The organism is Paenirhizobium selenitireducens ATCC BAA-1503 (assembly GCF_000518785.1).
Classification (GTDB): domain Bacteria; phylum Pseudomonadota; class Alphaproteobacteria; order Rhizobiales; family Rhizobiaceae; genus Allorhizobium; species Allorhizobium selenitireducens.
The window spans coordinates 615,661-630,366 of sequence record NZ_JAEG01000001.1; the positions used below are offsets into that span (position 1 = coordinate 615,661).

Consider the following 14,706-nt stretch of genomic DNA (forward strand, 5'->3'; position numbering starts at 1 on the left):
CGCCGGCTCCCGAGCAGCGGCCAAGTCCAGCCTAGGCCTCGACCCGGCGACAGGCAAGCGGACGTGCGGTCGCAGCATTCAGCCTTTAGTTGACGCCCGGCAGGCCTTCGAACTGCAGCGGCGGCAGAGCGCCGCCGCGGGTGACGCCCTCGCCGGGCGGCACCAGCAGTTGCGGCGCCTCCGCATCGCCGATCGGCGGCGGAGCCTGTTCGGCCGCTTCGGCAGCCTTGCGGCGTGCCTCTTCCTCCACCGCCCGCCGCTCGGCCTCGGCCTTCAGCCGTGCCTCCTCGGCAAGCCTTGCCTCCTCGGCAATCCTTGCCCGCTCGGCCTCAGCCTTGGCGCGTTCCTCGGCGCGGTAGCGATAAAGGGCCGCCTCGCGGCGCAGTCTCTGCTTCTCGAGCACGTTGGACTGCAGCGTCTCGACCCGACGGCGCTCGCGCTCGAAGGCGCGCTGCGACAGGAAGTTGGCCAGGTCGCCGACGTCCAGCTTGCGTTCGGGGCCTGTGACATCGCCGGACAGCAACAGCCGGACACCCGGCTCCGCACCGGCCAGCGCGTCGTCGCCCGCCGCGAAGGCCATGCGGATGTCGGCTTCCGTCCGGCGCTCGGCAAGATCGACCCGCGCCGAACCATCCAGTTTCGCCGCCTCGTTGGCCAGCGACAGCGTCGTGACGCGCAACACCCCGTCGGTGATGTTGAACGGAACCTCGACATTGGCAAAGGCGCTGGACGCGCCGCCGAGCAGGCGCTCGGCAAGGCCCTGCACCTTGTCGGCGGTGACCTCCCCCTCGATCGCATCGGCCTCCGGCAGGATCTTCGGCAGGAGCCTGCTGTCGAGGCGATGCACGGTGAGCGCCGCAACCTTGGCCGTGCCGGAACCATTGGTCGCCTCCAGCAGGCCGCTGACGCTGGCGCCCGTCGCCTCGGCCACGAGGTCGAGATCGAACTTGCCCTCCAGCACGCCCGTCTCGTCCACCCGGCCCAGCGCCTTCTCGACGGCCGTGAGGTCCGCCTGGCGCAGCGAGATCCGCCCCTGATAGAAGCCGTTGCCGTCGGTGTTGGCCACCATCAGCCGGCCGCTCATCGTGCCGCCGAGCCATTGCCCGGCCGCATCCTCGAGCGTCAACTGTCCGCCGGCACCATTGAGCTTGCCGGAGAAACCGGCGATCGGCGTAAACACGCCCGGCGAGAAGCTCTTGGCGGTGAAGGCCAGGTTGAAATCGAAATCGCTGCGCGGCTTCGGCAGCGGCGACGCCGAGACGGCACCCGTACCGGGATCGGTCACGGGCCCCAGCACGCCTTCCGCCAGCCAGGCGAGATCGACGCTGTCGAGCGCGAGTTCGCCGCCGACCTTGGGAACGGCGCCGTTCCAGTCGACGGAGAGCGTCCCGGTGATACGGTTGCCGGCGGCCTCGGCATCGATCGCGGAGATCTGCGCCTTGCCGTCGCCCAGCGCCAGTTCGGCACCGAGCCGCGCCGGCAGCCCCGCCCCGCCCTGGGGCAGCAGGACGCCGGTCATCATCAGATAGGGTTCGAGATCGGGGCTCTCGAGCTTGATCGTGCCGCTCCCCTTCGGGAAGCCCGCCGCCGCGAGCCCGATCTTGCCGCGCGCCGAAAGCGTGGTGCGCCCCGCGGCAAAGGTCAGCGTCGCATCGGCCGGTTCATTGCCGGCGCCGTCGACGCTGAACTGCAGCCGCCCGCCCTCGCCTCCGCCGATCGGCAACGGGTCGAGCCCAGCTTGGCCCAGGAGAATCTGCGCCTGCGGGTTTTCCAGCGTCGCGGCAAGGTTCACCTTCGCATCGCCGGTGAGCTTGGCCAGGTCATCGACCCCGTAGTCAAGGGCGATACGGCTGCCATTCGACGTGCCGGCGACCTTGACGGCCATGCCGCCGCCCGCAGCCTCGCCGAAGACCAGACTGGCCGTCAGATTGCTGTTGCCATACCAGGAGGCGCTTTTAACCAGCCGCGCGGCAAGCGGATGGGCGGGAAGACGCTCGGCAATGAGCGCGAAGAACGGCCCAGGATCAACCGCGGACAAGGCCACCTGCGCCTTGCCCGAGGGCGATGTTACCGGCCCCTTGACCGTGCCGCTCGCTTTCAGCGTCGCCCCGGCCAGATCGCCGATGTTCAGCCGGTCGATTACGACGCCCGTGCCGTCATAGGTGAACACCGTCTCGACCTCGCCGGCCTCCATGCCGTAGCCCGTGAGCCGGCCGACCTTGAGGCGCGTGGCGATCCGCTCGGCGAGCAGCCCACGGTCCGCCTCCTCGCCGACGATGAGACCTGCGACGGCGCGCGCCGCATCAAGGTCGATCTCGTTGCCGGTGAGGTCGATCGACAGCGTCGCCGCCTCCTTGTCGAGCGACTGGCGCTCCAGCCGGCCGTTGAGTTGCGCCGGCCCGATCGCCAGTTCCAGTTTCTCGAAGCGCTGGATCTGCGGCGTCAGGTTGACGGCAGCGGAAAAACCCATGGACTTCAATTGGCGGATGGCAGGATCGACGCTGCCCGAAATCCAGGTGGACAGACCGGAGGGCTGGGTCGAGGCGACCAGCAGGTCGCCGCTGAACGAGGGCGCGGTGCCGAGCACCAGACGCCCCTTGGCCTCCACCTGTGTGCGTCCGGGCAGCACCACGACGGCGCGCTCCACATTCCAGCCACGTCCGTCGGGCCGCACGTCGAGGGTGACGTCGCGCAGCACCGTATCGCCAGCGACGATCGCCGGCAGCCTCAGGCTCGCCTTGCCCGGCAGGTTGGGAATGGGGATCTCGCTCGCCATGGCGATCAAAAGGTCGAGGCGCTCGCGCACCGAGCCGGCTGCGTTGCGCCCGGTCTTGCCCTTGGCGCTGTCATTGGCGAGCCGGTTGACGTCGACCTGCTGGCCCTCCGCCGTCAGCAGGAATTCCGGATTGGCGCCAGTGTCGAGCTTGGCCTCGCCGGTGACGACGTAAGGATCGGCCACCTCGCCCAGTTCAAAGCGATAGGACTTCACCGCGATCCGCTCGTTGGTGAGCTCGAAATCGCCCTTGGCACGCGGCTGCGGCGTCTTCGGATCGGCCTTGGCGGTCTGCATGCCCTTCCACACCGCCTGGAAATGGCCCTGATAATTGGGCTTGCCCGCCTTGAGGCTCAGATTGCCGTCGAGTTCGATATCGAAGGGCCGAGCATCTGGCTGCAGCCTCAGCTTCAGCGAGATGGCATCGACACCGACCTCGGGCTGCAGGCTGGAAAGGAAGAAATGGCCGGGCTCCCCGTCGAGCGCCGCCTTGCCATCGACCGACCACGGACCGGCCAGCGATCGCGCCGACATGTCGGCATCAAGCCCGGTGAGCTTGCGGGTGCGGCCGGTCTGGTCGTCGATGAAATCGATCTCGCCGCCGACGATGCGAACCTTTTCCAGCACCACCGTGCGAGCGGGTATATCGGCGCTGCTGCCGCGCAGCCAGTCGAGCGTGCCGTCGGCGGCAAGCCGGATCCGGGCCTTCGGTTCCTCGATGCGCATGTCGAAGATGCGCGCCTCGCCGGAGAGAAGCGGCGCAAGCTCCGCGTCCATGGAAAAGCGCGCCACATGCACGAGCGGCCTGCCGTCCTGGTCGGCACCGACCGTCACGTCATGCAAGGTGACCGAGGGGAACGGCAGCAGGCGTGCCTCGACCTCGCCGAGCACCGTGACCTTCTTGCCCAGCACGCGGCTTGCCTGGCTCTCGAAATCCTTGCGGAAATCGGTCCAGTCGACGAACAGCGGCGCCAGCAGCGCTCCGAACAGCGCCACGACCAACACCCCGCCGAGGAAAACCAGTATGCGTCCGAGCACGTCTTTCGACTCCCATCACTTCCGGCGCAAAGGTAATGCAATTCCCGGCGGGGGCAAGCCGCGAGGAGCCCTCTTCACATACGGAAGATCTTGCCGGGATTGAAGATATTGTCCGGATCGAGGCTTTTCTTGATCGAACGCATCAGCGGGATGGCCGAGCCCAGTTCCAGCTCGAGATAGCTCATCTTGCCCTGACCGACGCCGTGCTCGCCGGTGCAGGTGCCCTCCATGGCAAGCGCCCGGGCGTTGAGCCGCGCCATGAACGCCTCCGACTTGGCGAGATCCGCCGGGTTCTTGTCGTCGAACAGCATCAGCACGTGGAAATTGCCGTCGCCGGCATGGCCGACGATCGGCGCAAGAAGCCCGGTCTCGCGAATGTCTGCCTGGGTCTCGGCGACGCAATCGGCAAGCCTGGAGATCGGCACGCAGACGTCGGTCGACAGTCCGTTGAGTTCCGGCGCCAGCGCCCGGCCGGCCCAATAGGCATTGTGGCGCGCCTTCCAGAGCTGCGCCCTCTCCTCGGCATTGGCGGTATAGTGGAATTCGTCCGAACCGAACTCCGCGGCGATTTCCCGAAACTGCTCGGCCTGCAGTTCGACCGTCTCCTCGGTGCCGTGGAATTCGACGAACAGCGTCGGCTTTTCCGGATAGGAGAGCTTGGAATAGGCGTTGACCGCCTTCATCTGCATCTCGTCCAGAAGCTCGATGCGGGCGACCGGAATGCCCATCTGGATGGTCATGATCACGGTGTCGCAGGCCGCCTTGAGGCTCGGAAAGGCACAGACACCGCCGGAGATCTTGGCCGGAATGCCCTGCAGCTTCAGCGTGATCGAGGTGATGATGCCGAGCGTACCCTCGGCCCCGACGAACAGCCGCGTCAGGTCATAGCCGGCCGACGACTTGCGGGCGCGCTGCGCCGTCCGGATCTCCTCGCCGTCGGCGGTGACCACGGTGAGCGCCAGCACATTGTCCTTCATCGTGCCGTAGCGGACCGCATTGGTGCCCGAGGCGCGCGTCGAGGCCATGCCGCCAATCGAGGCATTGGCGCCGGGATCGATCGGGAAGAACAGCCCGGTGTCGCGCAGATAGGTGTTGAGCTCTTCGCGGGTGATGCCGGGCTCCACGGTGCAGTCGAGGTCTTCTGCATTGACCGACAGCACCTTGTTCATCCGGGTGAAATCGACCGAAATGCCGCCGCTCGGCGCATTGATATGACCCTCGAGCGAGGAGCCCGTGCCGAACGGGATCATCGGCACCTTGTGCGCCGCACAGGTCTTCACCACCGTCTTCACATCGTCGCTCGTCTCGACGAAGACAACGCCGTCGGGCAGCTGGGCCGGGAGATAGGAGGTCGTGTGGCTGTGCTGCTCGCGGAAGGACTGGCCGGTCTGGAAACGCTCTCCGAAGCCCTGCTTGAGGATGCCGAGCACGGCCGTGATCCCCTCCTCGTTGCGAACCCCTGCGACGACATCCTTCAAGGCCATGCGAACCGTCTCCCCCGCTCTGCCATCTCGGCAGTATGCTCACCAAAACAGGACCGAGCTATGGGCCAAGTCGCTCCCGCTTGTCCAGTGCCGAGACCATGCCCGTCGACGGTAATGCACAAATCGGCGTGGCGAAAGCATTGCGGTGCGAAATGGCGATGCGTTAGATGGCTTCATGAGAACTCTCCTCAAAAGCCTCGCCATCGTCCTTGTCCTCCTCGGTGCCGCCAGCGGTTATGTCTGGTGGAATTACGCTGCCATGGTGACGATGATTCTCAAGCCCCAGACGGCGACCGCCGGTGACATCACCGAGGAGAGTTTCGGCCTCGTCACGCCCGACGGCAAGCGCTTTGCGCTCGGCGATCTCGAAGGCGCGCTGTCAAGCTTCAAGCCCTCCGCCGATGGCACGCCGCGCCCGCTGGTGCTGTTCGTCCACGGCTTCGGCCCCGATCCGGACGGCGAATTCGGTCTCTATACGATGGGCGAATTGGCAAAGGGAGCGGACGCCGATGTGTTGATGTTCAACTGGCCGTCCTGGATCTCGATGACCGAATTTCCCGTGCTGAACGCCAAGGCGGCGAGCGAACGGCTGATCGTCCTGCTTGAGAAAGTGGCCGAACTGCGCGGCCCGGACCTGCCGCTGGCGGATCGCCAAGTGATGATCGTCGGCCATTCGATGGCCGGCGAGGTCTTCCGCCATCTGGCCGAGGCGGCTCCCGACCTGCCAGCCGGTCTGGTCAAACGCATCCTCCTCGCCGTCCCGGAAACGGCGCTGCCCGATCACCGGCTGTGGATGGAGAAACTCGGCTTTGCCGACGAGATCTTCGTCTTCGTCAACGCGGACGATCCGGCCCTGCAGGTGACCACGCGCATGTACAACACCGCACGGCTCGGCAGGACGCTCACCAATCTCGACGGCTCGGCCGAACCGCTGGCGCAGAATGCGAACTACATCCTGCTCGACCCGGAAAGCTGGCGCCACTATTTCTTCGTCTCCGGCCAGCGCAGCGAAGCGATCGACCAGATCTTCGCCGACATCCTGAAGAACGGCACCCCCGCCCTGAAGAACGACTACCTGCGGCCCGAACCCGCCGGCAATGTCTTCGTCGTGGTCGGTCCGGGCGCCGAAGGCAGCTGACGCCGGGCGATCACGCCTTGAGCGTCTCGGCAAGGAAGGTGGTCAACCGCCGCCAGTGCCGCTCGGCACCAGCCTCGTCGTAGACGCTATGGTCTGGCACACACCAGCCATGCGCCATGCCGACATAGTTCTCCAACAGAAAATCCACCTCGGCCAGACGAAACGCCTCGACGAGACGTGCCGCCTGCTCCGGCGTGAACGACCCGTCGACGCCGGCCGAGCCGATATGCACGCGCGCCTTGATGGAAGCGGCTTTCAGGTGCGGGCTGTCCGGCTTGTCGCTCGCCAGATTGCCGCCGTGGAAGCTCGCGGCCGCCGCGATCCGCTCCGGATAGGCCGCTGCCGCCGAAAGCGCCCGCGAACCGCCCATGCAATAGCCGACCACGCCGGCCGAACCGTCGGCGCCGGCTTCCGTCAGCGCGTCGAGGAAATACGCCGTATCGGCCGCCGTCATCGCCTGGCTCGTGCCGTCGATCATCGCCCGCAGTTGCTTGGCGCTCGCGTCCTGCCTGAACGCGGTCTTCGCATCGAACGGACCATAGGCGCCGAAGCGGTAAAACAGGTCCGGCACCAGCACGACATAACCCTCGCCCGCCAGCCGCTCGGCCATCCCGTCAAGCGCCGGCCTGGGCCCGAAGGCATCCATGTAGAGCACCACGCCCGGGCGAATGATCGCCGGGCTTGCGGCATCGGGCAGAAACAGCCCGGCCTTCGCCGCGCCGTCCCCGGTCTTGATGGCGATCTCGCGTTTGCTCATGGACCGTTCCTCCCGTCTTTCGGCCAGGCGGCGAAGCGGATCACTCGGCCGCCTCGATCGCCGCGGCGACCTGCATTTCCTTGTGCAGCCGCGCCTCCTCGTCGGCATGCGGCTTGGAGAAGCGCGCAAGTCCCAGATAGGCGAGCGGCGTCACGTAGAGCGTGACGACCGTGGCGAAGCCGAGCCCGCCGACGATCACCCAGCCGAGCGCGATGCGCGCCTCGGCACCTGCCCCATGGGCCAGCACCAGCGGTACGCCGCCGAGGATCGTGGCGATCATCGTCATCATCACCGGGCGAAGACGCAGATTGGCAGCGTTCTCGATGGCTTCGCGCACCCCCTGCCCGCGATCGCGCAACTGGTTGGCGAATTCGACGATCAGGATGCCGTTCTTCGCCATGATGCCGACCAGCATGACGAGGCCGATCTGACTGTAGACGTTGAGGCTCGTGCCGGTCAGCAGCAGCGCGAAAACCGCGCAGGCGAGCCCCAGCGGCACCGTCGCCATGATGATGATCGACGACAGCACGCTCTCGAACTGCGCCGCCAACACCAGGAAGATGATGACGATGGCAAAGCCGAAGGTCGAGCCCATGCCGCCGCTGTTTTCGCTGAGCGTCGCCGCTTCTGCGAGCGGCAGAAGCCGCGCACCCGGCGGCAGATGCGGCCCGGCGAGTTCAGTCGCCTTTTCCAGCGCCGCGCCGAGCGACAGCCCGGGTCCGAGACCGGCGGTAATCTGCACGGCGGCGAGCTGCTGTTCGCGCGCCAGCGACGGCGCCACCGCCTTCTCCTCCAGGCTGGCGATCACCGACATCGGCACGGTCTTGCCGTCCGCGGTCTTCAGGAAGATGTTCTCGAGATCGGTCGGATCGTCGATCGGCCGTGTCGTCGACGCCAGCTTGACCGGATAGGCCTCGCCATCGACATAGACGTCGCCGATCGAGCGGCCGTCCAGCAGCGATTGCAGTGCCTGGGCAAGCCCGGTGATGTCGATACCGAGATCGGCGGCCCGCTCGCGATCGATCGACACCCCGAGCTGGGCCTGGCTGATGTCGTTCGACAGGCGCGGATTGTCGAAGCTGCCGTCGGCCTCCAGATCCCCCACCAGCTTGATCGCCGCCTGGGTCAGCTGTTCATGGCTCGAACCGACGAGCGCGAACTGCAACCCGCTGCCGCCGCCGCGGATTCTCAGGCTGTTCGGCTGCATGGCAAAGGCGTTTACGCCCGGAATGCCGGACGCGATCCGCGTCACGTCCTGGACGATCGCGTCCTGGCTGCGCTCACGCTCCCCCCAGGGGGCAAGGGTCAGCACCATGAAGCCGCTGTTCTTGTTGCTGCCGAATCCGGAGATCGAAAACAGGTTGGCGACCTCGCCGCTGTCGCGCAGCGGTTTCATCGCCTCCTCGATCCGCTGCATCTGGTCCTGCATGTAATCGAGGCTCACCCCTTGCGGCGCCGAGACGCGCACCATCACCGCCGAGCGGTCCTCGCGCGGCGTGAGTTCACTGGTGATCAGCGAGAAGGCGGCGAAGGCGACGAGCGAGAAGGCGAAGCAGACGGAAACGACGACGATCGGCGCATTGAGGCAGGCGCTGAGGCTCCGGCGATAGAAGCGCGAAAACGCGTCGCCGAAGCGGGCCAGCGGCCCGCTATTATGCTCGATTGCGTGCGCCGTCAGCATGCGCGAGGCGAGCATCGGGCAAAGTGTCAGCGCGACGATCGACGACAGCGTCACCGAGAAGGCCAGGACGAAGCCGAATTCGCGGAACAGCCCGCCGACCTGGCCCGGCAGGAAGGAAAGCGGAATGAACACGGCGGCAAGCGTCGCGGTGGTGGCGATGACAGCGAAGAACACCTCGCGCGTGCCGAGCACGGCCGCGGCCCGGGGTCCGAGCCCCTGGCTGCGCCGGCGTACGATGTTCTCCAGCACCACGATCGCGTCGTCGACGACGAGACCGGTCGCCAGCACGATGGCGAGCAGCGTCAGGATGTTGATCGAGAACCCGACCAGATAGACGGCCGCCACCGTGCCGATCAGCGAAACCGGCATGGTGACCGCCGGAATAATCGTGGCGCGCCAGTCGCGCAGGAAGAGGAAGATGATGCCGATGACGATCACGGCGGCGAGGATGAGCGCGTTGACCACCTCGTCGATCGAGCCGCGGATGAAGACGGCGTCGTCGCTGGTGATGCGGATCTCGGTGCCTTCAGGCAGTTCCGCCTGCAGGCGCTCGACCATGGCCTTGACGCCATTGGAAATGCTCAGCGTATTCGACTGCGCCTGGCGGATGATGCCCATGCCGATCCCGGCCTTGCCGTTCGAGCGCAACGCCGTGGACGACAGGTCCGGCCCGAAGGTCACGGTCGCCACGTCGCCGAGCCGCACATTGTCGCCGATGAGCAACCGGGTGAAATCCTCCGGCGTCTTCAGGTCGGCGGTGGCGCGCACCACGATGTCCTGCGTCGACGACGTGATCGAGCCGGCCGGAACGTCGAAGGCGATGTTGGATAGGGCCGAGGTGAGCGTCGCAACCGTCAGCCCCCGGCTCGCCAGCGCTGCCTGGTCGACGTCGACGCGGAAGATCTTGTCCTGGTCGCCATAGAGTTCGATGTCGGCCACGCCGTCGACCGAGGCCAGCCGGTCAGCGATCTCGTTGTCGACCAGCAGCGTCAGGTCTTCGAGGTTCATCCGGTCGGAGGTCACCGCCAGCCGCATGATCGGGTCGCTGTCGGAATCCGCCTTGACGATGCGCGGTTCGTCGGCATCGTCCGGCAGGCTGTTCGACACCCGCGAAATGGCATCGCGCACGTCGCTCGCCGCGACATTGAGGTCCGTCGTGTCGGAGAATTCGAGCGTCACGCGGCTCGATCCGAAGGACGAGGTCGACGACATGGACTTGAGCCCGGCGACGCGCGCCACGGCCCCTTCCACCACTGTCGTCAGCTGCTGGTCGATGGTCTGCGGCGAGGCCCCGTCAAACGAGGTCCGAACCGTGATCACCGGCCGGTCGACGTCGGGCAGTTCGCGCACCTCGATACCGTAGAAGGCGGCAAGCCCGGCCACCACCATCAGCGCATTGGACACCGCCGCAAAGATCGGCCGGCGGATGAAGAGCGCGGTGAAACCGGTCTGCTTGTCGGGCGCCGCGCCCGCAGCAGCGCCGTGTACCTCGCCGTCGCCGTTCTTGCCGTCGCTCAAATCCCTGTCCCCGCTCATCGGCTTGCCACCGGTTTTTCGCCGTCGGCGGGCTTCGCGCCGGCTTCGTCGCCGATCACCTGGACGGCCCGGCCGGCGCGCACGCGCTGCACGCCCTCGGTCACCACCCGGTCGCCTTCGGCAAGCTCGGCCTCGACCAGCACGGTGTCCGGATTGCGCTGGACGATCCGCACCGGCACCTTCTCGGCCTTGCCGTCGGTCACGCGCCAGACGAAGGACCCGTTGCTGTCCCACTGCACCGACAGCGGATCGACGGCGGGAAAGCGCTCGCCGTCAAAGCTCATCGCCACGGTAAAGGCCATGCCGGCGCGCAGGTCGTCGTTCTCGTTGGCGATCTTGGCGCGAATGCGCAGCGTGCGGCTCGCCTCGTCGATGCGGTTGTCGACCGCCGCCACGCTGCCCTCGTAGAGCTTGCCCTGACGCGCCACCGCGGTCGCCGTCAGCGGCTGGCCGACCTTGATGATCGGGGCGAAACGTTCGGGCACCCAGAAGTCGATCAGCAGTTCGGAGCGGTCGTCGACCGTGGCGATCGCCGTCGAGGTGGTGACATTGTCGCCCGGATTGACGGTGACGATGCCGGCGACGCCGCCGATCGGCGCGACGATCTCGCGCCGCTTCAGTTCCAGTTCGGCCGAGGAAAGCGCGAGCTTCGCCCCTTCGAGCGCGATCGCCGCATCGAAGGCATCGATGCGGGACACAGCGGATTTCAGGTTCGCATAGAGCTGGTTCTTCTCGGTCGCGCTCTTCAGCGCCACCTGCGCCTGATCGCGGGCGATGCGCTGCTCCTCGTTTTCCAGCCGGGCGATCACCTGGCCCTTGGCGATCCGGTCGCCGGACTTGATGGCGATCTCGGCCAGCATGCCCGAGACCTGCGGCATGACGGTGACCGACTGGATGGCATCGCCGGTGCCGAGCGCCGAAAGCCGGTCGTTGACCGTGCCCACCTCGACCGGCCGCACGACCACGAGCGGCTGTGCCCCTGCCCCGCGGCGGTTGCCGCCCTGGCCCTGCGCGACGCCCTGTCCGGCTCCTTGCCCCTGTGCACCCTGGCCCTGCCGCGCCTGGCCGTTCCCTGCGGCCTCGCCCGCCTCTTCCGCCGCCGGTGCGACGAGCGCAACCACGCTTTCGGGCACGCCGATCCGCCGCAGCACGCCGTCGGCGCCGGGCACGAACCAGACCCACAGGAAAATGCCGGCGGCGATCGCCGCGAGACTGAGGGTCAACTGCTTCCAAAATGCCATGGGGAACTCCGGCCTGTGCCGCATCCGCCGCGCGCCCCGTGGGCACGCAAGGCCAGCATCAGGCGAACTGCGCGATCTTCATTGCCGGCAATATTTCGCTGCAAGGCACAAACGGCAAGGCGCAATGGCCAACATTACGAAATTGTCATCTCGCAAGCCTTCACGCCAATGCGCACAACGGATGAGATCGCCTTGCCGCCCGCATCGGTAAAACCGTCGAAATTCCCTGCGGATAGCGCCCGGATCAGAATGAAAGGGGAACATCTTTTCTGGTCTTTCCGATCCGAATCACTACATTGGCCGCATGAGTAACGGTTTCGACGACATACCCTTCTTCGACGACGAGGAACCCGCCCCGCGCAAAACCGCCGCCGAAGGACGCGCACCCGCTGCGGCACCCGCCGCCGGCGGCCTCGGCATTGCGGCACGCGCCATGGCGGCGCGCGACCAGAACCGCGTGCCCGACTATCTCTCCGGCCTCAACCCGGAACAGCGCGAAGCCGTGGAAACGCTGGACGGCCCGGTCCTGGTGCTTGCCGGCGCCGGCACCGGCAAGACCCGGGTGCTGACCACCCGCATCGCCCATATTCTTGCGACCGGCCGCGCCTTTCCCTCCCAGATCCTTGCGGTCACCTTCACCAACAAGGCGGCGCGCGAGATGAAGGAGCGCATCGGCCTTTTGGTCGGCGGCGCCGTCGAGGGCATGCCCTGGCTCGGCACCTTCCACTCGATCGGCGTCAAGATCCTGCGCCGCCACGCCGAAATGGTGGGCCTGCGCTCCGATTTCACCATCCTCGACACCGACGACGTCATCCGCCTGATCAAGCAGATCATCCAGGCCGAGGGCATCGACGACAAGCGCTGGCCGGCCAAGCAGTTCGCCCAGATGATCGACGGCTGGAAGAACAAGGGCCTCGACCCCTCGCAGATCCCCGAGGGCGACGCCCGGGCCTTCGCCAACGGCAAGGGTCGCGAACTCTACGCCGCCTACCAGAATCGCCTGAAGACCTTGAACGCCTGCGACTTCGGCGACCTGTTGCTGCACCCGATCCGCATGTTCCGCGCCAATCCGGACATCCTGAAGGACTACAACGAGCGCTTCCGATACATCCTGGTCGACGAATACCAGGACACCAACACCGCGCAATATATGTGGCTGCGGCTGCTGGCGCAGCGGTCGGGTCCCTCCTCTCCCCAGCGGGGAGAGGGTGGCGCGAAAGCGCCGGGTGAGGGGGCGGCACCCACGAACCTTGGCGGACAGGCCCCCTCATCCGGTCCTTCGGACCACCTTCTCCCCGGTGGGGCGAAGGGAAAGCCGGTCGTCAACATCTGCTGCGTCGGCGACGACGACCAGTCGATCTATGGCTGGCGCGGCGCGGAGGTCGACAACATCCTGCGCTTCGAGAAGGATTTTCCCGGCGCCAAGGTCATCAAGCTTGAGCGCAACTACCGCTCGACCGAACACATCCTCGGCGCCGCCGGCCATCTGGTCGCCCATAACGAGGGCCGTCTCGGCAAGACGCTGTTCACCGACCGCGTCAATCCCGACGACGAGAAGGTGGTGGTGCACGCCGCCTGGGACAGTGAAGAGGAAGCCCGCGCCGTCGGCGAGGAGATCGAGCGGCTGCAGCGCGGCGATGCCGACGGTAAGAAGCACGCCCTCAACGACATGGCGATCCTGGTGCGCGCCTCCTTCCAGATGCGCGAGTTCGAAGACCGCTTCGTCACGCTCGGTCTCAACTACCGCGTCGTCGGCGGCCCGCGCTTCTACGAGCGCCTCGAGATCCGCGACGCCATGGCCTATTTCCGCCTGGTCTGCCAGCCGGCCGACGACCTCGCCTTCGAGCGCATCGTCAACACCCCGAAGCGGGGCCTCGGCGACACCACCATCCGCACGCTGCACGACTATGCCCGCGCCCGCGACGTGCCGATGCTGGCGGCCGCCGTCGACCTGATCGAGACCGACGAGGTCAAGCCCAAGGCCCGCAAGGCGCTGTTCGACGTGATTCAACACTTCAGGCGCTGGTCGGAACTGCTTGAAACGGTACCGCATACCGAGCTTGCCGAGCAGATCCTCGAAGAGTCGGGCTATACCGACATGTGGAAGAACGACAAGTCGGCGGAAGCCCCCGGGCGCCTGGAAAACCTGAAAGAACTGATCCGCTCGATGGAAGCCTTCGAGAGCCTGCGCGGCTTCCTCGAACACGTCTCACTGGTCATGGACACCGAGCAGAATGCCGAGATGGACGCCGTGTCGATCATGACGCTGCATTCGGCCAAGGGGCTGGAATTCGAGACCGTCTTCCTGCCCGGCTGGGAGGAAGGTCTTTTCCCCCACCAGCGCGCGCTCGATGAAGGCGGCCGCTCCGGCCTTGAGGAGGAGCGTCGCCTCGCCTATGTCGGCATCACCCGGGCAAAACGCCGCTGCCACATCTGGTTCGTCTCCAACCGCCGCATCCACGGCCTGTGGCAGTCGACCATGCCGTCGCGCTTCCTCGACGAGCTGCCGGTCACCCATGTCGAGGTCGCCGAGAGCGAGCAGTCCTATGGCGGCTATGGTCGCGGCGGCTACGGCCAATCGCGCTTCGACAAGGCCGATCCCTTCGCCAACAACTATTCTACCCCCGGCTGGAAACGCGCCCAAGCCAACAAGTCGGACGCCACCCGCGACAACTGGGGCAACCGCTCCGGCCACGCCATCGAGCGCATCGGCTATGGCGAGAGTGGCCCGAAGGCCAAGACCATCGACGGCGAACTGGTGGCCAAGTCCACCACCACCGAACCGTCGAAATTCACCATCGGCGACCGCGTCTTCCACATCAAGTTCGGCAACGGCAACATCGCCTCGATCGAGGGCAACAAGCTCACCATCAACTTCGACCGCGCCGGCGAGAAACGCGTGCTGGACGGGTTTGTCGAGAGGGTGTGAGGACGGCGTCGACTGGATTGAACTTCCGGCTACCCCCCTCTGCCCTGCCGGGCATCTCCCCCTCAAAGGGGGAGATCGGCCACACGCCTGCCTCGCGATTTCGGTCTCCGCCGAACACCGCAGGCCTCG

At 66.6% G+C, this 14,706-nt stretch carries 7 protein-coding genes; 2 read left to right on the forward strand and 5 right to left on the reverse strand.

Going from position 1 to position 14,706, the window contains the following annotated elements:
* Positions 1 to 85: 85 nt before the first annotated feature.
* Together L867_RS0103070 and L867_RS0103075 are read right to left on the reverse strand one after the other, a co-directional pair.
* Positions 86 to 3,811, reverse strand: coding sequence for an AsmA family protein (locus L867_RS0103070; protein WP_028735518.1), 3,726 nt, complete (start codon positions 3,809 to 3,811; stop codon positions 86 to 88).
* A 74-nt stretch (positions 3,812 to 3,885) separates the two neighbouring features.
* Positions 3,886 to 5,295: an FAD-binding oxidoreductase gene (locus L867_RS0103075; protein ID WP_028735519.1), complete on the reverse strand. Its 1,410-nt coding sequence runs from the start codon at positions 5,293 to 5,295 to the stop codon at positions 3,886 to 3,888.
* A gap of 175 nt (positions 5,296 to 5,470) precedes the next feature.
* Between L867_RS0103075 and L867_RS0103080 the strand changes: the two genes are divergently transcribed.
* The gene (locus L867_RS0103080; protein ID WP_084638430.1) at positions 5,471 to 6,433 is read left to right on the forward strand and encodes an alpha/beta fold hydrolase; all 963 of its coding nucleotides are present in this window, start codon (positions 5,471 to 5,473) and stop codon (positions 6,431 to 6,433) included.
* 10 nt (positions 6,434 to 6,443) lie between these two features.
* Here the strand turns inward: L867_RS0103080 and L867_RS0103085 are convergent, their stop codons facing one another.
* The 3 genes from L867_RS0103085 to L867_RS0103095 are packed head-to-tail and all read right to left on the reverse strand — an operon-like array spanning position 6,444 to position 11,648.
* The gene (locus tag L867_RS0103085) at positions 6,444 to 7,190 is read right to left on the reverse strand and encodes a dienelactone hydrolase family protein (protein WP_028735521.1); all 747 of its coding nucleotides are present in this window, start codon (positions 7,188 to 7,190) and stop codon (positions 6,444 to 6,446) included.
* A 40-nt stretch (positions 7,191 to 7,230) separates the two neighbouring features.
* The gene (locus L867_RS24455) at positions 7,231 to 10,407 is read right to left on the reverse strand and encodes an efflux RND transporter permease subunit (protein ID WP_084638431.1); all 3,177 of its coding nucleotides are present in this window, start codon (positions 10,405 to 10,407) and stop codon (positions 7,231 to 7,233) included.
* Positions 10,404 to 11,648, reverse strand: coding sequence for an efflux RND transporter periplasmic adaptor subunit (locus L867_RS0103095; protein ID WP_028735522.1), 1,245 nt, complete (start codon positions 11,646 to 11,648; stop codon positions 10,404 to 10,406). The genes L867_RS24455 and L867_RS0103095 overlap by 4 nt, the downstream gene beginning before the upstream one ends.
* Positions 11,649 to 11,952: 304 nt before the next feature.
* Between L867_RS0103095 and L867_RS0103100 the strand changes: the two genes are divergently transcribed.
* Entirely contained in the window at positions 11,953 to 14,577 is a 2,625-nt protein-coding gene (locus tag L867_RS0103100) for an ATP-dependent helicase (RefSeq protein ID WP_028735523.1), read from the forward strand.
* Positions 14,578 to 14,706 lie beyond the last annotated feature (129 nt).